Annotated in this window: 16 protein-coding genes; 10 read left to right on the top strand and 6 right to left on the bottom strand. The window is 65.4% G+C overall.

The annotated features are described in order from the left end of the window. The 4 genes from GGR11_RS13060 to ppk2 form a co-directional block, all read right to left on the bottom strand. The coding region (locus GGR11_RS13060; protein WP_221205262.1) for a hypothetical protein at nt 1–455 on the bottom strand (455 nt) is incomplete at its 3' end. Between the two features lie 587 nt (nt 456–1,042). Then, nucleotides 1,043–1,669 (bottom strand): RNA polymerase sigma factor, encoded by a 627-nt coding sequence (locus GGR11_RS13055; RefSeq protein ID WP_246331797.1) that lies wholly within the window; start codon nt 1,667–1,669, stop codon nt 1,043–1,045. Nucleotides 1,670–1,811: 142 nt separating this feature from the next. Beyond that, entirely contained in the window at nt 1,812–2,330 is a 519-nt protein-coding gene (locus GGR11_RS17030; protein ID WP_221205261.1) for a ParB-like protein, read from the bottom strand. A 130-nt stretch (nt 2,331–2,460) separates the two neighbouring features. Next, nucleotides 2,461–3,240: a polyphosphate kinase 2 gene (gene ppk2 / locus GGR11_RS13045; protein ID WP_183197591.1), complete on the bottom strand. Its 780-nt coding sequence runs from the start codon at nt 3,238–3,240 to the stop codon at nt 2,461–2,463. 732 nt (nt 3,241–3,972) lie between these two features. On the opposite strand from ppk2, the gene GGR11_RS13040 reads away from it, so the two are divergent. The 7 genes from GGR11_RS13040 to GGR11_RS13010 all read left to right on the top strand — a co-directional run bounded on the left by GGR11_RS13040 (nt 3,973) and on the right by GGR11_RS13010 (nt 11,983). Beyond that, nucleotides 3,973–5,286, top strand: coding sequence for an SAM-dependent methyltransferase (locus GGR11_RS13040; RefSeq protein WP_183197589.1), 1,314 nt, complete (start codon nt 3,973–3,975; stop codon nt 5,284–5,286). 319 nt (nt 5,287–5,605) lie between these two features. Beyond that, nucleotides 5,606–6,691, top strand: a complete 1,086-nt coding sequence (locus tag GGR11_RS13035) for a type II glyceraldehyde-3-phosphate dehydrogenase (RefSeq protein WP_183197587.1) — start codon at nt 5,606–5,608, stop codon at nt 6,689–6,691. A gap of 87 nt (nt 6,692–6,778) precedes the next feature. Beyond that, nucleotides 6,779–9,208, top strand: a complete 2,430-nt coding sequence (locus tag GGR11_RS13030; protein ID WP_183197585.1) for a heavy metal translocating P-type ATPase — start codon at nt 6,779–6,781, stop codon at nt 9,206–9,208. Nucleotides 9,209–9,255: 47 nt separating this feature from the next. After that, nucleotides 9,256–10,479, top strand: a complete 1,224-nt coding sequence (locus tag GGR11_RS13025; RefSeq protein WP_221205260.1) for an MFS transporter — start codon at nt 9,256–9,258, stop codon at nt 10,477–10,479. A gap of 93 nt (nt 10,480–10,572) precedes the next feature. Beyond that, nucleotides 10,573–11,034, top strand: coding sequence for a DUF305 domain-containing protein (locus GGR11_RS13020; RefSeq protein WP_221205259.1), 462 nt, complete (start codon nt 10,573–10,575; stop codon nt 11,032–11,034). Nucleotides 11,035–11,114: 80 nt separating this feature from the next. Further along, nucleotides 11,115–11,609, top strand: coding sequence for a pyridoxamine 5'-phosphate oxidase family protein (locus GGR11_RS13015; protein WP_154725712.1), 495 nt, complete (start codon nt 11,115–11,117; stop codon nt 11,607–11,609). Beyond that, the gene (locus tag GGR11_RS13010) at nt 11,606–11,983 is read left to right on the top strand and encodes a hypothetical protein (protein ID WP_221205258.1); all 378 of its coding nucleotides are present in this window, start codon (nt 11,606–11,608) and stop codon (nt 11,981–11,983) included. Before GGR11_RS13015 ends, GGR11_RS13010 begins: the two co-directional genes overlap by 4 nt. Before the next feature lie 240 nt (nt 11,984–12,223). Here GGR11_RS13010 and GGR11_RS13005 read toward each other — a convergent pair whose 3' ends face one another. Next, nucleotides 12,224–13,252 (bottom strand): IS110 family RNA-guided transposase, encoded by a 1,029-nt coding sequence (locus tag GGR11_RS13005; RefSeq protein WP_183197583.1) that lies wholly within the window; start codon nt 13,250–13,252, stop codon nt 12,224–12,226. Nucleotides 13,253–13,607: 355 nt separating this feature from the next. Between GGR11_RS13005 and GGR11_RS13000 the strand changes: the two genes are divergently transcribed. Genes GGR11_RS13000 through GGR11_RS12990 form a run of 3 tightly spaced genes read left to right on the top strand, consistent with a single transcriptional unit; the run spans nt 13,608 to nt 18,867 of the window. Next, nucleotides 13,608–15,989, top strand: a complete 2,382-nt coding sequence (locus GGR11_RS13000) for a phosphoketolase family protein (RefSeq protein ID WP_343051138.1) — start codon at nt 13,608–13,610, stop codon at nt 15,987–15,989. Next, nucleotides 15,986–17,344, top strand: coding sequence for an MBL fold metallo-hydrolase RNA specificity domain-containing protein (locus GGR11_RS12995; RefSeq protein WP_154725713.1), 1,359 nt, complete (start codon nt 15,986–15,988; stop codon nt 17,342–17,344). Before GGR11_RS13000 ends, GGR11_RS12995 begins: the two co-directional genes overlap by 4 nt. After that, a complete protein-coding gene (locus tag GGR11_RS12990; protein ID WP_343051137.1) occupies nt 17,341–18,867 on the top strand; it encodes a thymidine phosphorylase family protein in 1,527 nt (508 codons plus the stop codon). The genes GGR11_RS12995 and GGR11_RS12990 overlap by 4 nt, the downstream gene beginning before the upstream one ends. Here the strand turns inward: GGR11_RS12990 and GGR11_RS12985 are convergent. Continuing rightward, nucleotides 18,825–19,373, bottom strand: coding sequence for an RNA polymerase sigma factor (locus tag GGR11_RS12985; protein WP_183197579.1), 549 nt, complete (start codon nt 19,371–19,373; stop codon nt 18,825–18,827). The two genes, GGR11_RS12990 and GGR11_RS12985, sit on opposite strands and share 43 nt — an antisense overlap. Nucleotides 19,374–19,713: the final 340 nt, after the last annotated feature.

Genomic DNA, 19,713 nt, shown 5'->3' with positions numbered 1-19,713 from the left:
CGCTGCTCGGGGGTCATGGACGAATGATCCATACCCGCCATGCCTGCCATACCGGCTCCATCGGCCGAGGCCGCGCCATGGGTGGCCATCATGGTCTGACGACGTTCCATCATCGCGGCCCGCTGCTCGGGGGTCATGGACGAATGATCCATACCCGCCATGCCTGCCATACCGGCTCCATCGGCCGAGGCCGCGCCATGGGTGGCCATCATGGTCCGATGTCGTTCCATCATCGCGGCCCGTTGCTCGCTCGTCATGGACGAATGATCCACGCCGGCCATGCTGTGACAGGCCGACATGTTCGTCGCCGGCGCTTCAGGTGCCGCCTGGGCTGCTGCGGCGTGGGCGGCGTGGGCGTTGGCCGCCGGAGGCGCGGTCTGGGCGGCGACGGGACCGGACGCCAGCGCAGCCAGCAGACCGGCGATGGCGAGCGACGAAATTCGGGTTCTGGTCATGAGGTGTCTCCAATGATCACCGCCGGATGGCCATGCCATCGGGCACGGTCTCGACCGATCAGTTTTCTCTAGGTTCTACGCACCGCCGGCCGTCTGCCCCCAAGGATAGCCGGCACTGCGGCCGCATGCCGCAGTGCCGGTGCAAATGATCTTTTATCCCTTCAGCCGCCAGGTTGCGCCGCCGGGGGCTGTCCATCACCAACACGTTCAGGGCGTTGAGCCTGTCGCGGAACGGCTTACCGAGCGACTAAAGTTTGGGCTGACGGGACCTCCAGGGACGACTAAGCCGATCCAGAAACTGCTTGCCTCAATTAAAGAACCTACATCAGCATCACGAGGCGGATCACCTCGGGCGAACTGTCAAACCAGCGGAACGGGTTGGTCGATTTTGCCATGCCATGAGCCTGACGCGGAACGGCTTACCGGGTAGATAAAGCTTGGGCTGGCAGAGCCATCAGAATCGTTCAGGTCATAGGTTCCCGATTCCGTGCCACATGACCAACAGATCGAGCCGTTGAAGTTTCCCGACCGGTGCGGTATATGCGTGGGGAAGCGGTTGTTGAATGATTAGCGCGGTGTAGGGTCTTTCATGACTGACTAATCTTCTCGACCCGGCTATTTCCTTGGCGGATGTCGTGGATGTGCTGACCCGTGTCACACTGACAGTCTAGGTAACCGTGCTCCGGACAGGTCAGGCAGACATCCTCCAGGCGAGTCTTGAGCGCCCGGCGGGCGCGGTGGAGTTTGACATTGACGTTGTTCAAGTTGAGTCCAACGCTCACGGCGACCTGATCGCGCGGCTCACCAAGCAGATCGATGCGCCAAATAAGGTCGCTATAATCCGCCTTGATCGTCGGCAGGAGTCGATAGAGACAGTGGCAAACGGCCGCGTCAATTTCGTCGTCGGGTTCGCCGACAAAATCTTCCATCTCACTGGGTTCGCGGAGCGTTTCTTTGCGGCGCGACGTCCGACGATAATGGTCAATGAGCGTGGTGGCTAGAACCCGGCTCAACCAGCCACGCAAGGACTGGATGTCTCGCAGGTCGCCGGCGCGCCTCAGCGCACGTTCCATGAAGTCCTGCAGAACTTCCTCGGCGTCCGCTTGATTGCTGACGCGCCGGCGCAGGAACATCAGAAAAGCGCGATGGCATTCGACCAATTCTTGTCGCACAGCGGCGTCGGTGACATTGGCCACATCTTTGGCGTCATCCAACGAAAAATCTGACTCGTCACTCGGCATTGTCTTCAACAATTCTCGCACCACCTGAACACTGACGCACTGCCAAGCTTACTGGTGCGCCCTTTCTCGCGAAAGGGGCAAACCTCCTCAATGGAAAAATCTTCGATCCTTTTGTCTACCCAAAGGAACCAGGAAGGCCAGCGGCTTCCGGGCGGCGAGCAAGTTGCAGCGCGGTCTCAACTGCCGTCTCGAAATCTCGCTCCACTAGCGCCTGAGCAATGTGCGTTCGAAGGTGATCGGCCCAGCGGAACTCGCTAAAGAGGCCTGCGGACTTGCTAAATCCACCCTGGTGGCGGAGGGCGCTGGCCAGGCTTCGAAAAGGATCATCTCCAAGCTCCACCAAGCGTTCTGGCATGTGGCGGAAAGCGCGCCGTTGGCCGTTGGCATCATAAGGTCGGCACCAACCAAGGTGATCCATCCGTCGCCAAAAAGCAGCGTGAGGCAGGTGCTGCAGGTCCTCAACAATATGAACCGCTGCGACCGTTTCGCCCTGCTGTTGTCGGGCGCACAAGCTATGGTGACAGTCTAGGACATAGGCGCTGCCCTTTGGGCCGATCACTGCCGGGGCGCTCCTTGCCGCGGTTCCGAGGCCTCGTCGGCGTTTTTCCGCAACTTCGCGCCAGCCGACAGTCATTTGGGTCGGCCGAAGTAGCGCGAGGGGCCAAAGATATCGGTCCGCGCCGAGCCGCACGGGGCGCGCGAGCGAACTGGACAGCGCCAGCGACTCGGCTGGCTTTAGAGCACAGGATGGCACGAGCGCCGTCTTACTTGGCCAGCCCGTCGGGGTCGTGATAGTTCGAGATGACCATAGGATCGGCCGGCGGGCTGTCCTTTCCCTCGAACTCGAAGCGCGAGACCAAGTCGCGAATGAGCGCCACCCGTACGGCGCGCTTGTCATCGGCCCTGACGATGGTCCAGGGCGAGATAAGCGAATTGGTGCGGGCCAGCATGACGTCGCGCGCGGCGGTGTAGTCGTCCCATCGCTTGATCGCGACACGATCAATGTCGCTCTTCTTCCACTGGCTCAAGGGATCCTCCGCCCGCGCGCGTAGGCGTTGGCGTTCTTCATCCTTGGAGACGTCCAGATAGTATTTGATGAGTTTGACGCCGCAATGGTCGAGGAGGTTCTCGAACAACGGTGTGGTGATCAGGAATTCTTCGTATTCCTCGTCGGTGCAAAAACCCATGACGTGTTCGACGCCGGCGCGGTTGTACCAACTGCGGTTGAACAGGGCCATCTCGCCCGACACTGGCAGGTGCGCCACATATCTCTGGAAATACCAGGCGCGCCGCTCACGATCAGAAGGGGGATCGAGCGCAACCACCCGGGTTTCGCGAGGGCTGAGATGGCGGATGATCCGTTTGATCGCCCCATCCTTTCCTGAGGCGTCCCGGCCTTCCAGCACTACCAGCACCTTCAGGCCGTCCCGGATGATCTGGTTCTGCAGGCGGGTCAGCTGAATTTGAGCCGCCTTTAGGTCTGCCTTGTAGGTGGATTTTTCCGATACTTCCGTCTTCGTCTTCGTCTTCGTCTTCGTACTCATGGCAATGGGCCCCAATCGGTCATTTGGCTGGCACCAGCGCGCTGCCTGAAGGGTAAGACGCCTGCGAACCGGCAGGCTTACACTCGGTCGTCGGCTGGAGTGGAGGCCTTCTGTTGAGGCAGGCATGCTCGGGCTGCCCGTCGAGCCCGGAGCCACCTTAATCCTGCTCGTTTGGTGTCTCTTAGCGAGCCAACGTGTTGATGCGGCGAATCCTATAACTGACTGTTGCAGCAGCTTTCAGTCGTCTGCCTGCTTGATCCTCGGTACATTTGAACTGCCGCGCCAATGCCGATCGCATTGAACCTTCGAGGAGCGCTCGGTTAGCGTTCTGGCGTAGGCCGTCGAGGTCAATCATCCGAGCTCCGAGTGCTCGAGGTCGGGGTGGATCATCTGCTCCCCGGCCTCTAGCGCCGAGTGGAGGACGTTCTCAGGGGCAGGTCAGGTTCCCAAAGGACTGATCGTTTACAAGCTGTTCGAATACGGTCGGCGAATCCTCTTCAAAAAGAGGACGGGGTGTTCCTGTCGGACAGCCAACAATTGAGAGCCGAAAAGTCCACGGCATCGTAGGTTGCGAAATGGCCCAGGCCGCTTGAATGCCCAGGACCGTTTGTGACTCGCCCCGCGATTTCGCTCCAACGATTTTTGCTTACCGCGACTGTAATGCACCGGTGATTCCGCCGTCTGATTAGTGAAATCCCGTCGCCGATCCGACAGTCAAGGAGAGACCACCTGATGCTGAAAAGAGCCCTGCGCGCTGTCTTGCCAGATCGGGCTGCCTTCACTGTGCTGGCCCAGGTGCTGGAACGGGCGGTTCAATACGGTACGCTCGTCGTCGTCGATCCCTGGGAGGGGCGCCATGTCTTCGGGACGGGCGAGGCACCGTTCGTGACCGTGCGGCTGACCAATCCCCACGAACCGGCCCGATTGCTCGCCAGCCCCAGTCTTCGGGCGGGCGAAGCCTATATGGACGGCGGCCTCCTCGTGCAGGAAGGCACGTTGCGCGACTTTCTCCTTATCGCGGTCGCCGCGGCCGAGACATTGACCAAGGAGGCTCAGACGGTTCGCGCTTTCGCCGCGCCGGTCCAGAAGCTTCAGCGCCGCAATCCGGTCGAGCGCGCGCGCGTCAATGTCGCTCATCACTACGACCTGTCGAAAGAGCTCTACAAACTCTTCCTCGACGACGACCTTCAGTATTCCTGCGCCTATTTCCAGACTGGCGATGAAACCCTCGACGAGGCGCAGTTCAAGAAGAAGCGGCACATCGCTGCGAAGCTCTGCCTCGAACCTGGTGCTCGCGTTCTCGACATCGGTTCGGGATGGGGAGGGCTCGCGCTCGACCTTGCGCGGCGTCATGGGGTCGAGGTCGATGGACTCACCCTGTCGCAGGAGCAACTGGCTGTTGCGCAAGAGCGCGTACACGACGAGGGAATGGATGATCGCGTGCGATTTCATCTGCAAGATTATCGACATTCGTCAGGCACTTTTGATCGAATTGTCTCCGTCGGCATGTTCGAACATGTCGGGGAACCGCATTTCAGCGAATTTTTCGACGTGATCCGTTGCCGGCTCGCGCCGGATGGCTTGGCCGTGATCCACGCGATCGGCCACCGCAATCCACCGGGCGACGCCGACCCCTGGCTCGACAAGTACATTTTCCCGGGCGGCTATTGCCCATCGCTGTCTGAGGTATTGGCCAGTGTTGAGAAGAGCGATCTGTGGGTGACTGACGTGGAGATTCTGCGGCTGCATTATGCCGAGACCCTGCAGCGCTGGTCCGAACGCTTCCAGGCCCGGCGCGCACAAGCCGCCGCCCTCTATGACGAGCGGTTTTGCCGGATGTGGGAATATTATCTCGCCGTCTGCGAAGCTGGGTTCCGCGTCGGTGGCCTAATGGTGTTCCAGATTCAGTTGGCGCGGCGAGTGTCCGCCGCTCCCCTTACACGAGACTATATGTTTGATGCGGAGCAATTCCACACCTCCAAATCAACTGGCCAAAAAACCAATACTGCCCCATCCAGCGCCACCTTGAAGCAAGTCGATCCATGAGGGCACTTGAACAGATCCGAGTAAGCGTCATCGAATTCGACGTGTTTCGCAAATATGTAGTATACACTATAGCGCCCCCAAGGGAGGCGCTCCGGAAAGATTTTGCGAACTTGAGCGCTGAATTGCGACTTAAGATGACCGCAGTCAGAATCCGCAGATCTCTAGCCACGATGTGGTGTCTTCGATCATATGCGTCCGACATCCCGTCCCATCCGACATCGTTCCAGACTTTCATGCGCTGGCGCGGCTACGCCTTGATGTGCATCAATGCGCGGCCGGTTCGTCGCCTGTTTTGTGATCGAACTGGAGAGGTGTTGCCATGACCAGACCAACCCGGGTCGCCGTGAATGGATACGGCGTAATCGGCAAACGGGTCGCCGATGCGGTCCGGGCCCAGAAGGACATGACCCTGGTGGGGGTCGCAGACGTCACGACCGACTGGCGCACCCGTGTCCTTCAGGATTCGGGCGTGCCGCTGTTCGCCGCCACAGCCCAGGCGCTGGATGAGCTCCACGTGGCGGGCGCGCCGACTGCCGGCCGCCTGGACGATCTGTTGGACGAGGTCGATGTCATCATTGACTGCACGCCCAAGCACGTGGCGGCGGACAACGTTCCCCTCTACCGAGCCCGGGGCCTGAAGTTCATCCTTCAGGGGGGAGAGAAGCACGCGGTCACCGGCCATTCCTTCGTCGCGGAGGCCAATTTCGAGACGGCGGTCGGGCGCCAGTCGACCCGGGTGGTCTCCTGCAACACCACAGCGACGGTGCGGACGCTGGGTGCCCTCAAGCGCGCGGGATTGCTCCTCCGGGCCCGCGGCGTCCTGCTTCGACGCGCGACTGATCCGTGGGAAAGCCACCTGGGCGGCATCATGAATACCCTCGTTCCGGAGCCCGAAATCCCCAGTCACCAGGGTCCCGACGCCCAAACCGTCGATCCGGACCTCGATGTGGTGACCATGGCGGTCAAGGTGCCGGAGACCATCGCCCACCTGCACTACTGGTCGGTCCAGATGACCCGACCGGCGGCCAAGGAGGAGGTGCTCGACGCCTTCCGATCCTCGTCACGCATCCTGCTGATGAAGGACGAGTATGGTCTGGACGCCCTCAATGCCGTCAAGGAGCTGATGGCGGATCGGGGCCGATCCCGCAGCGACCTCCATGAGGTGGCGCTCTGGGCCGACATGCTCACGGTGCAGGGCGATGAACTCTTCTACGCCTATATGGTCGACAATCAGGCGATCGTCGTGCCGGAAACCATCGACGCCATAAGGGCGCTCGACGGACGCGAGACGTCGGGCCGCCGGTCGATCGCCGCGACGGATCTGGCCATGGGGATCGACAACGACCTGTTCGCCGGGAAGCGGGTCTGGACGTCGGAGACGCCGCTGCCCGAGGTGGATTTGTAACGAGAGCCGGGTCGTCGCCGTCAGAGAGGGCGAAGACAATCGAGCGGGGTGTCCTTCGGACGTCCCGTCACCAGTCAGAAAGCAGCCATGACCACCCGCACACTCGACGTCGGCAATCTGTTCTCCGTCCTTGGCGCGCGCGGGATAGAGCGACAACTGCGCCGCATCGACGGCGTCGGCCGCGTGTCGGTGAACCCGGTGTCCGGCTCCACGACGGTCGCCTATGACGCGGCCAGGACCAGCCTGTCCGATATCAGGGCGGCCATCGAGGCCTGCGGCTTTCACTGCGCCGGCGAGGCCCTGCCCAAACATGTTTGCCAGGACCACCCGGCGCCGGCCAAAGGCGCCCCGGAGCCGGGCGGATCCGCAGCCGCCGCAGCGCATCGAGGGCATTCCGGGAGCGCATCCGCCGAGGTGAAGCCCGTCGCGAAGAAGGGGAAAGACCCGGCGCACGGCAAGGCGCAGAAGGACGCCATGGCCCATGAAATGGGCCATGGATCCGGCAAGGACATGCAGTCGATGGTGCGCGACATGCGCAACCGCTTCTGGATCGCTCTGGGCTTCAGCCTGCCCATCTTCGCCTTCTCGCCGATGGGCATGGACTTTATCCGGGTTCCGCCCCCGTTCGGTCTGAGGCTGGACCTCGTCCTGTTCATTCTGGCCAGCGGCGCGATCCTCTATCCGGTCTGGCCCTTCGTCGTCGCGGCCTGGCGCTCGCTTCGGAGCGGCGTCGCCAACATGGCGGTGCTCGTCGTCCTAAGTGTGGGCACGGGCTATTTCTTCAGCGTCGGATCGACCTTCATCTACGGCGGCCAGCAGTTCTACGAAGCATCGTCCATCCTGCTGGTCTTCATCCTGCTGGGTCACTGGCTTGAGATGCGCGCCAGGGCAGGCGCGTCTGAGGCCATCCGCGCCCTGATGGATCTGACCCCACCCATGGCCACCGTCCTGCGCGACGGCAAGGAACTGGAGCTGCCGACCGCCGAGGTCGTCTCCGGCGATACGGTCGTGATCCGCCCCGGCAACAAAATCCCGGTCGACGGAACCGTGCTCGAAGGGGCCTCGCTCGTCGATGAATCGATGCTGACCGGCGAGTCGATGCCGGTGGAAAAGAAGGTCGGCGACACCGTCATCGGCGCGACGATCAACAAGAGCGGCACGTTTCAGTACAGCGCCACCAAGGTCGGCGCGGACACCGCGCTCGCCCAGATCGTCAAGCTGGTCCAGGAAGCCCAGAACTCAAAGGCGCCGTCGCAACTGCTGGCGGATCGCGCAGCGCAATGGCTGGTCTGGGCCGCGATACTCGTCGGGCTGCTGACCTTCGTGGTCTGGTTCTGGGTCATCGGCCAGCCCCTGCTGTTCGCCGTCAGCCTGACGATAACCGTCTTCGTCATCGCCTGTCCCGATGCGCTGGGCCTGGCGACCCCGATGGCGATCATGGTCGGAACCGGGCTCGGCGCCATGAACGGCATCCTGTTCAAGAACGCGTCGGCGCTTGAGGACGCGACCAAGCTGGACGTCATCATCTTCGACAAGACAGGAACGCTGACGATGGGCCAGCCCGAGGTGGTCGATCTGGTGACGGCGGACGGCGCCACAGAGCATCAGTTGCTGGCCACGGCCGCGGCCGTGGAGGCCGGATCGGATCATCCCCTGGCCCAGGCCATCCTGCGCCGGGCGGCCAAGGTCAAGGCGCCCAAGGCGACGGGCTTCACCAATATCGATGGCAAGGGCGCTCGCGCCAGGATCGGCGGCAAGACCGTGCTGCTGGGCAACAAGCGGCTGATGACGGAGAACAAGATCGGCCTGGGCGAGCTCGGCGGCAAGTCCGAAGCGCTGCAGGGCGCCGGCCGGACCGTCGTTCACCTGGCCGTGGGCGGCAAGCTGGTGGGTCTGATCGCCATTGCCGACGCGGTGAGGCCGACGGCGATCGAAGCGGTCAAGGCCCTGCGCGCCCGGGGCGTCGAGGTCATCATGCTGACCGGGGACAACCAGGGTACGGCCGAACGGATCGCCAAGGGTCTGGGCATCGACCGCGTGTTCGCTGACGTCCTGCCCGGCGACAAGGCGAGCAAGGTCAAGGAACTCCAGGCCCAGGGCAAGAAGGTCGGCATGGTCGGCGACGGCGTCAACGACGCGCCCGCCCTGACCCAGGCCGATGTCGGCTTCGCGATCGGCGCCGGTACAGACGTGGCCATGGAAAGCGCCGACATCGTGCTGATGAGGAGTGATCCGTTCGACGTCGTGGGCGCCATCGAACTGTCGCGGGCCACGCTCAGGAAGATGCACCAGAACCTGTGGTGGGCGGTCGGTTATAATGTCATCGCCTTCCCGCTAGCGGCCGGCGTGTTCTATCCGTTCCTGCTCGGGCCGAGCATCGCCGCCATCGCCATGTCCGGCAGCTCGGCCCTGGTGGCGATCAACGCCCTGATGCTGAAGCGGACCAGGCTGACCGGCATCCGCCGCCCGGGCGAGGCGTCCAACCCGGCAGCGTCTCCCGGGGAGGCGGCGGCGTGAAACGCCGCGCTCAATCAAACCTCTCTCTCGCGGCGATGGCCGTGTTGATGGCGTCAGCCTTCACGGTGTCGATGGGCTTCGGAGTCGTCCTGCCCCTGCTGCCCTTCCTGATTGAACGCCTGCTTGGCGGGGGGGCTGAGGCAGGACAAATCTCCCGGGCGACAGGCTTGCTGACCGGCCTGTACATGCTGTCGCTGTTTCTCTTTGCGCCCATGTGGGGACGCCTGTCCGACAGGTATGGACGCCGTGTCGTCCTGCTGATCGGCCTGATCGGCTTCGGCGCCACCATGCTGGTCTTCGCCTTCGTCGAGAGCCTCGTCGCCGTCTACGCGGAGCGTGTCCTGAGCGGCCTGTTCGCCGCAGCCGTCACGCCGGTGGCGCTGGCCGCCATCGGAGATCTGGCGGCGACCGAAGAGGCGAGGGCGCGCCGCCTGACCTTCGTCAGCCTGGCGGGGATTTCGGGATTTCTACTGGGACCCATGCTGGGCGTCTTCATCGCTCGCGCCGGCGCCGACATGGTCGCGACCGCCGATCCGATGGCGTCGTTGACGTTTCCGCTGGCCGCGACGGCCGTTCTGGCGTTTGCCATCGCCGGCGCCGCCGTCTTCGCCCTGCCGCGAACCCGGCGCCAGGGTCGGCTCGCCAGTCCGGATCCCACCGTATCGCCGACAAGCCGATGGCTGATCCCCAATCTCCTGATCCTCGGGTTCATCGTCGCCGCCGGAGTCGGTGTATTCGAGGTCGGGCTGGCGCTGCGCGGGAAACAGGAACTGGGCATGACCCCCACCCAGATCGCCCTGATGTTCACGGAGTGCAGCCTGGTCATGCTCGTGGTGCAGGCCCTGGTGTTTTCGCCCTGGGTCAAACCCTCGACGACCCGCTGGCTGATCGCGCCGGCGCTGGCTGTCCTGGGGATCGGGCTGTTTCTGCTGCCGCGCGCCACCGATTTCAACCTGATGCTCGCGGTGATCGGCGCGGTGGCGGCCAGCGCCGGCATTCTGGCGCCGATCCTGACCTACTGGACCTCCAGCAAGGCCGGCGAGGCTCAAGGGGCGCAACTCGGCAAGCAGACAGCCGCTGCAAGCCTGGGGGCGGCCGTCGGTTCGGCGGCGGGAGGGTTGTTGTACGATGTCGCCTGGTTGCCCGACGCGTCATTCCTCATCATGGCCGCGGTGACCGGTTTGGGCGTTGTGCTCAGCCTCGGCTTGCCCCGGATGCTCGGCCAGCGCCGGCCGGCTGACAGTTCAGGCGCACCTCGCCTGGCGAACTGAACCAACGGCGCCGGTGTTCGTTGAAATGGCAGTCGCCGCGGTCCGGTCGTCACGTCCGGTTGGCTGGTGGCTCGATCCAAAGGATCCACCGCCATGTTCACCTTCACAGAACGGCCCGTCAGGCGGACCGCCATTGCCTTGTCGACGCTTTTCTTGCTCGCCGTCGCCGGGTGCGCCGCCACCGCGTCGGACTCCGGTATGGCGATGCCGGATCGGCCGATGGCCGGCATGAGCATGCCACAGTCAGCCTCGAGCAGCGGCATGATGGGCCAGGATCATGCGATGCCGCCGGGGATGAACATGCCTCGGACCGTCTTCTCCGAGGCCGAGATGGGCATACACCGCGCCATGATGATGGCGACCGACGTGAACACACAGCGCACGTGGGCCCGCAAGATGATCGCCCACCACCGGGGGGCCATCGCGATGTCGCAGGCTCTGCTGGGAAGTGATGCCACCGATGCTGAAGCCCGCCGCATGGCTCAGGCGGTCATTGACGCGCAGACACGGGAAATCGCGGAACTCGAATCCTGGCTTGAGCGCCATCCCGGTTGAACTCTTGAGGGCGGTGCGGCGGTGTCCCGACACCCTCTGCCTTCGCGGTCCGACGCCCCTTGCAATCTGGAGGATTTGAGTTGGACCTTGAACAGAGGGAGTTGATCCTCTCCATTCTCAGCCGGGCAGACACCCTGACCGTGGCGACGGTCCGTGAAGACGGCTGGCCGCAGGCGACGGTCGTGAGTTTCGTGAACGACGACCTCGACCTCTATTTCGGGACGACTTTTCACTCGCAGAAGCTGGAAAACATCGCCCGGGACTCCCGGGTGTCCGCGACCGTCACCCCCGAGCATGAGACGTCGAAACCCATCCAGGCGATCTCGCTCGCGGCGGTGGCGCAGCGGGTTACGGACCCCGGGGAGCTGTTGAACGTGGCTGGACTGGTTCTGAAGAAGTTTCCCCGACCGGGGCCTCCCGCGCCGGCTGGGGTGTTGGAGGGTGTGGCGGTCGTTCGCCTGCGCCCCACCATCGTCTCGCTTCTGGACTACAGCCGATCCTTTGGTCAGACGGATCTGATCGAGCTGGGTGACCGTCAAGCCTCGCCCGATCACCGGGACGAACGGCTTCCGTGACCGGGATGACGTTGCGCACGCTCGCGACGGGTGCGCTCGCCCTGGGGGGAATGATCCTCATCGGCATGGGACTCTGGTTCGTCTTCCTGCGACCGGCGCTGCTGCCTGAAGACGCCAGATACATGGGGTCCACCGTGGCGCAGATCCAGGACATCCTGCCCCGGCTGGCCCCGTGGCTCCGGCGCGTCTTCGGCGTGCTGGGGGGCTATATGCTCGCCACCGGTCTGCTGACCGTCCATGTCGCGATGACGACTTTCCGGTCCGCCCGGCCCGGGGCGACGATGGTCGCGGCCGTCTCGGGGCTGGTATCGATCGGCGGCATGGCGGTCGCCAACTTCGCCATCGACTCCGATTTCAAATGGCTGCTTCTCTAATCGGGCATGAGGGTCAAGCTGGTTTGGTCGTCGGCCTGATCGATCACGCGGGTCACGCTTCTCTTCGCAGTCTGGATGGCTCCTTGCGAGCGGAGCCGCTGCACGCATGCATGGGATCAGGGTCTGGAGAGCCTCGCTATTGGTCGCGCTCGAAGCGCAGCAGACATTTTCGGCTTCATCCATCCCGTCGTCCGCGTGGGACGATCCGGCCAGGATCGGATTGTGGTGCGGTAGGTCAGGTCATGCCGCCGCCTCCGATCCGTGCCGGAACTCAGTGCCGTCGGCCCACATGCGGTGCAGGACGACGGCAAGCTTGCGGGCCACCGCGACGATGGCGCGCCGGCGCCCCTTGGTTTTCATCAGCCGCATGCCCCAGGCCTTCAAGCTGGACCACGCGATCGAGCGCATGAGCATGGCGTTGGCGGCGGCGTAGAGGGTGGCGCGCACGTCGGAGTCGCCGGCGTGGGAGATCCGGCCGGGATTGTCCTTCTCGCCGGACTGGAAGCGTCTGGGCGTCAGTCCGAAGTGCGCGCCGACGGTGCGCGAGCTCTTGAAGCGGGCGGGATCGTCGACGGCGGCCTTAAAGCTCAGGGCGGTGATCTCGCCGACGCCGGGGATGCCCATGAACCGGGTGCAGACCTCGTCTTCGTGAGCCGCCTTCCTCACGCGCCGGTCCAGCTCCATGAAGGTCTCGAACAGCATCTGGCGCGCATGCAGCATCGGCAGCAGAGCCCGGCTCAGCGCCGGATCGCTCTCGATGGTCTCGCGCACGGCGACGTCGAAGGCCCCGCGCGACAGGCGCATCGGCAACTTCACGCCGAAGACCTTCAGCAGGCCGCGGATCTCGTTCTCCAGGTCGATGCACTTGCGCTGCATCACCTTGCGGCTGGTCAGCAGGGCCCGCAGATGGTGGCTCTCGACGCTCTTCACGTGGACCCGACTGTACCAGCCGGAGCGAAGAATCTGGGCGATGCCGCGGGCGTCGTGCTTGTCCGTCTTGTTGCGCATGGCCGACAGCGCCGCCGCGACCTGTCGCGCCTCCATGCACACAACGTCGAAGCCGGCCTCGCGAAGCCCATAGGTCAGGTGCTGGGTGAGCGTGCCGGCCTCCAGACCGACCTGATGGATCGGCTCCCCGAACTCGTTCAGGCAGCGGACCAGGTCCGGGACATCCGACGGCACGGACCGCTCGAGGCGGACCTTCCCTTCCTCGTCGATGACGCAGACCGCCACTGAGCGCAGCGACACATCCAATGCAGCGTAGAACATCGTCGTCTCCTTCATCTCGGACTGAGCCGAGAACCCTATGGGAGCTTGCCCCTCCGCAGGACCGCCCGATTACGCATGCTGTTGGCCTTCACCCTGCCGTGGGTGGTGGCCCTTGCGCTGTCCCGGGCCGACGCGAGGCGCATGGACCCAGGCGCATGAGCTGTCGCGGCGCGCCGGGCGTGGGCGATGAAAACCGGGATGTCAGGACCGGGGTCGGTCACTCAGGCGGCAGGCGCCGGTCCTGGAGCCGGTGATCCTGTCGGCCGTCTATCCGCCAGATGTAAGCGTTCCGGGGGGCGGGCGTCATATCTCCGGAGCGGGCACGGCGCCCGTCTGTTCGTGGCAAGGCGCTATCGTGTCGATCACCTGGGCTGAAACGTGGAAACCCGGCTATGGGCCTCTGGTCCGGCAAGCCGACACCGTCACGCGGATCGAGGACATGGCGCAGCGTCTCGTGCGCCGAGGCGTCTGGCCGGACGAGGAGTCGGTCTACCGTCTGGTGGCCGCCGCCGATCGGCTGGCGAGCGCCGGCATGTGGCTGGTGGCGCACATGACCTATGTACGCCGGGTGGATCTGTCCGGAGCGCCCTTGCCGACGGAAGCCTTCAAGGACTTGCCGGAGGGCCATACCGGCGGCTCGCTGAACATGGTCCCGGCCTTCGTCGGCTATTTGCTGGCGAACGCCCTGTCCGGCGTCACGCGGTCCTGGATCATGGGCCAGGGGCACTGCGTGGCTGCGATCGAGGCGGTCAACGCGCTGACCGGCGATGTCTCTGCCCGGCAAAAGGGTCGGTACAGCCGCTCGGACGCCGGCCTGTCCCAGCTCGTTTCGGACTTCTACAGCTACGCCATTGGCGCCGACGGCCGGCCCGCCGCGCCGCTTGGCAGCCATGCCGGGCCGGACACGGCCGGGGCCGTCTCGGAGGGCGGCTATCTCGGGTTCGCCGAGCTCGAATATGTCCATATGCCGCTGGCCGGCGAGAGTCTGGTCGCCTTCCTGAGCGACGGCGCCTTCGAGGAGCAGCGTGGCTCCGACTGGTCCCCGCGCTGGTGGCGGGCGGAGGACAGCGGCCTGGTGACGCCCCTCATGATCCTCAACGGGCGGCGCATAGAGGAACGCACGGAGATCGCCCAGGACGGCGGCGCGGGCTGGCTCGAACGACACCTGCGCCTGAACGGTTTCGACCCGATCCAGATCGACGGTCACGATCCAGCCGCCGTGGCGTGGGCCATTCTCGACTCCGAGGAGCGATTGAAGCGCTTCACAGCGGATCCCGACCGGGCCTATCCGGCGCCATTGCCCTATGTGATCGCCCGGGCGGTCAAGGGGTTCGGCTTTCCAGGCGCCGGGACGAACCGCGCCCACAATCTGCCACTGGACGGCGATCCTCGAACGGACGAGCAGGCGCGGGCGGCGTTCAACGCCGCGGCGGCGGCGCTGTTCGTACAGGGAAGCGAGCTCGACGCCGCCCTGGGGGTTCTCACGACCCACGACCTGCAGCGCCGGCCTTTGGAAAGCCGCCATCCGGCCGCGCGGCGCGCGCCGCCGCCGCCCGTGCGGCCCATTCCGGACTGGTCGGACACGGCGAGGTCCCCGATGGAGGCGATCGACGTCTGGTTCGTGGAATTCGTCGACGCCAACCCGGGCTTGCGCGTCCGCCTCGGCAATCCCGACGAGCTTCGCAGCAATGGCATGGGGCGTACGCTCGACCGGCTTGGCCACCGGGTGAACCGACCGGAACCCGGCGTTCCCGAGGCGATCGACGGGGCGGTGATCACCGCCCTCAATGAAGAGGCGGTGGCCGGCGCCGCGCTGGGCAACAAGGGCGGGCTCAATCTCATCGTCAGCTACGAAGCGTTTGCGGTGAAGATGCTGGGTCTCCTGCGCCAGGAGGTGATTTTCGCGCGCCATCAGCGCGAGAGCGGCCAGGTCCCGGGATGGCTCGCCGTCCCGTTGCTGGCCACATCCCACACCTGGGAGAACGGCAAGAACGAACAGTCGCACCAGGATCCCACGCTCGCCGAGGCCCTGCTCGGGGAGATGTCGGACACCGCCCGGGTGCTGTTCCCGGTGGACGCCAACAGCGCCGTCGCCGCGCTCCGCGGGGTCTATGGCCGGCGCGGAGAGGTCGCGTGTCTGATCACGCCCAAACGGACGCTGCCGCAGGTGCTCGACGGGGCCGCGGCCCAGGATCTTTGGGAGCGCGGCGCGGCGCTCATCGGCGGGGACCTGGACAGGGCCGAGATCCAGATCGTTGCGGTCGGCGCCTATCAGGCGCGGGAGGCGCTGGCGGCGGCTGCGCGACTCACGCATCATGGCCGCCGCGCCTGTGTCACGGCTCTGCTCGAACCGGGACGATTCCGGGCCCCGAGGGACGAGATCGAGGCGGCGCACGTGGTCTCGGCCGAGGCGCTGGAAGCGCTCTTTCCCCAACGCCTGCCCCGTCTGATCCTCACCCACACCCGCCCGGAGCCGATGCTCGGACTGCTGCGCCGCCTCGACGGAGGGCCCGAGCGCACCCGGGCGCTCGGCTACCTCAGCCGTGGCGGGACGCTCGACACCCCCGGCATGCTGTTCGCCAACCGGTGCACCTGGGCTCACGCCGCGGTCGCCTGTGCGGACCTCCTCGGCGCCGACGCGGCCGACGTCCTGACACCCGGGGAGATGGCCGCCGTCCGCGGCGAAGCACACCCCCGCATCCTGCAAATCTCACCCCCGGAAGGATCTCCATCGTGATCAGTCTCACCAGCCTCGGCGGCGCCGGCACCGTCACCGGATCAAAACACCTGCTGGAGGCCGATGGCCGCCGCATCCTGATCGACTGCGGCCTTTTCCAGGGCCTCAAGACCCTGCGCGAACAGAACTGGGCCCCCCTCCAGGTCGAGCCCTCAAGCATCGACGCGGTGGTCCTGACCCACGCCCACCTGGACCACTCAGGCTACCTGCCGAAACTGGTGAAGGACGGTTTTCGCGGGCCCATCCTGGCCAGCGCCGCGACGCGGGATGTCGCGGAGATCATCCTGCGCGACAGCGGCCATATCCAGGAGAAGGACGCCGAACAGGCCAACCGCTACGGCTACGGCAAACACAAGCCGGCCTTGCCGCTCTATGGCGTGCACGACGCCGAACGCGCGGTGGAGCGCTTTACCCCGATCGCGTTCCACACGTCGGTCCAGCTGCCGGGCGGAGCCAGCCTGACGCTGCGGCGCGCCGGGCACATCCTCGGCGCGGCCACCGCCGAGGTGACCTGGAACGGGACGAAGATCCTGTTTTCCGGCGATCTCGGCCGCTACGGCGACGCCACCATGGTCGATCCCGAGCCGGTGGCGGAGGCCGACTATGTGGTCGTGGAATCGACCTATGGCGACCGGCTCCATGACCCCCAGGACCCCACGGAAGCCCTCGGCGAGATCATCGAACGCACCACCGCGCGCGGCGGGACCGTGGTCATTCCCACCTTCGCCGTCGGCCGGGCCCAGTCGCTGCTGTACCACATCTGGCGGCTGAAGCAGGCGGGGCGGATCGGCCTGACGCCGATCTATATGGACAGCCCCATGGCGATCAACGCCACCGACCTCCTGTGCGCGCACCTGGAGGACCATCGCATGCCGGCCGACGTGTGCGACGCCGCCTGCGGCATCGCCACCTATGTGCGCGATGTGGACGCCTCCAAGAAACTCACCGCCAGCCCCATGCCCAAGGTCATCCTTTCGGCCAGCGGCATGGCCACCGGCGGGCGGGTGCTCCACCATATCAAGGCCTTCGGCCCGGACCGGCGCAACACCATCCTGTTTTCAGGCTTCCAGGCGGCGGGAACCCGCGGGCGTTCGATGGTCGAGGGCGCCAAGGAGGTGAAGATCCACGGTCAGTGGGTTCAGGTCAAAGCGGAGGTGGCCAACCTGCCGATGCTCTCGGCCCACGCCGACTACGAGGAAATCCTGCGCTGGCTTTCCGGCCTCAAGCGACCGCCGCGCAAGACCTTCATCGTTCACGGCGAGCCCCATGCGGCGGACGCCCTACGGGTCCGGATTCAGGACCGGCTCGGATGGGACTGCGTCATCCCGCAGATGATGGAGCGGCACGAGCTGTGAGCAAAGTGGTCAAGACTGCACCCCATGCGGCGGCGCCCCTCAAGGCGCGCCGCTTCGGCCTGTACGCCCAGCACGAGTCGATCGTGCTGATGCGGCGCGACTGCCACGTCTGCCGCTCCGAAGGCCTGTCGTCCCGCTCCCAGGTGGTGCTTTCGGCCGCCGGCCGGGAGGTCTACGCCACCCTGTACCAGATGGACGGCGACGTTCTCGGCCTCGACGAGGCGGCGCTCTCCGAAGAGGCCTGGCGGCAGTTGGCGGTGGCGCCGGGCGATCCCGTCGTCGTGCGACACGCTCCGGCCATCGAATCCATGTCCAGCGTTCGCCGCCGGATCTATGGAGCGCGGCTGGATGAGGCCGCGATCCGGGGTGTCGTCAGGGACGTGGCCGCCGGGCGATACACGCCGATCCATCTCGCGGCCTTTCTGACCGCGACATCGGTGCTGCCGATGGACGACGCCGAGACGGGGGCGCTGACCCGGGCCATGGTGGACGTCGGCGACCGCCTGAGCTGGCCGTCGGATATCGTCATGGACAAACACTGCATCGGCGGACTTCCCGGCAACCGCACGACGCCGATCGTCGTCGCCATCCTCGCCGCCTGCGGCCTGGTCACGCCCAAGACCTCCTCGCGGGCCATCACTTCACCGGCCGGCACGGCCGACACCATGGAGACCCTGGCGCCGGTCGATCTCGATCTGCCCGCCATGCGCCGCGTGGTGGAAGCCGAGAACGGCTGCGTCGTCTGGGGCGGGGCTGTGAAGCTCAGCCCGGTCGACGACATCTTTATCCGCGTGGAGCGGGTCCTCGACGTCGACACCGAAGGCCAGCTGATCGCCTCGGTCCTGTCCAAGAAGATCGCGGCGGGTTCCACCCATGTGGTGCTGGACATTCCCGTAGGCGCCACCGCCAAGGTGCGGACGAGAGAGGCGGCCGCGAAGTTGGCGCAACGGCTCGTCGAGATCGCGGCCCGGTTCGACCTGAAGGCCCTCTGCGTTCAGACCGACGGGGAGCAGCCGGTCGGCGTCGGCATCGGCCCGGCGCTGGAAGCGCTTGATGTTCTGGCGGTGCTGCAGAACCGACCCGAAGCGCCGCAGGACCTGCGCCAGCGCGCCTGCCTGCTGGCGGGCGCCGCGCTCGAACTTGCCGGCGTGGCGAAAGCCGGTCGGGGCGCCGAAGCGGCCGAGGCTGTTCTCGCTGATGGTCGCGCCTGGGCGCGATTTGAGCGGATCTGCGAGGCGCAAGGGGGCATGCGCACACCGCCCGTCGCGGCCCAGCGGGCGCCCATCCAGGCGACCCGATCCGGCCGCGTCATCCTCATCAACAACCGCCAGGTCGCTACGCTGGCCAAGCTGGCTGGCGCGCCTGAACGCAAGGCCGCCGGCGTCCAGATGCAGGTGCGCCTGGGCACGGAAGTCTCAGCGGGCCAGCCATTGTTGACGGTGCACGCCGAGACGGCGGGCGAACTCGCCTATGCGCTCGACTATGCGGCGTCGCATGGCGATATGATCGAGATCGAGGCCTGACCCGCCGTATCGACGGCTTGCCTCCACCGCGCCGCGAGGGCGCAGGGCTCCGGGCAGGCGCCGCAACGCGCCTGCATGCGTTCACGCAGCGCCGCCCGGGCGCGGTGGACCCGAACACCGATGTTGTTGGTGGTCAGCTGCATCTCGACGGCGATCACCTTCAGCGGCGTCTCCTGGAGCTCGGCGCGCCGCACGAGCTGGGCGGCCTCGGGCCTGAGCTCGTCCAGTGCTCCCGCCAAGCATTGCAAAGCCCGGTCCAGACCCTCGGGCGCATCATCTGCGGCGGGTACAGGAAACTCCGACAGCATGGCCTCATTCAGCCGTGTACGGCTCGCATTGCGCCTGTAGCGGTCGAACAGGGCGTTGCGCAGCGCGATGCCGAGCCATGCATCAATCTTGCCGGGGTTGGTCAGGTGTCCTGCACCCTGGGTGGCCTTCAGGGCGAACTCCTGCAGAACGTCTTCGGCGTCTTCCTGGGACCGGAGGCGTCGCCTGAGGAAACGCAAATGGCCGGCCCGGCCCTTTCGAAGCCGGAGTTCCACGAGCTGGTGAATGTCGTCGGGACGGGCCGACGCCGGGACAAGGCGGATCGGAGCGCGCGCTGTCCCGGGCGCGGTCAATATGGAGGCGCAATTCAGGCTCATCTGACAAGTCCCGCTCTTCAACATGAAGGCAGGATCGGTCCGGAAATGTCGGCCGGGATTGCGATAGATCAAACGGTCAGATCAAGAATATTTGCAGCCGATATTCCGAGGGATTGTCCTTTGCGGCGCGTATTGGCGCTGTGAGCGAGGCAAGGCCGTCCGGCGAAAGCTGAAACGAATCCTGCGGTCGTGTGGTGAGCGC

It is taken from the genome of Brevundimonas mediterranea (assembly GCF_014196125.1).
Classification (GTDB): domain Bacteria; phylum Pseudomonadota; class Alphaproteobacteria; order Caulobacterales; family Caulobacteraceae; genus Brevundimonas; species Brevundimonas mediterranea.
The sequence above is the reverse complement of the archived record's forward strand: the minus strand, read 5'-3'. Positions and strand labels throughout refer to the sequence as shown.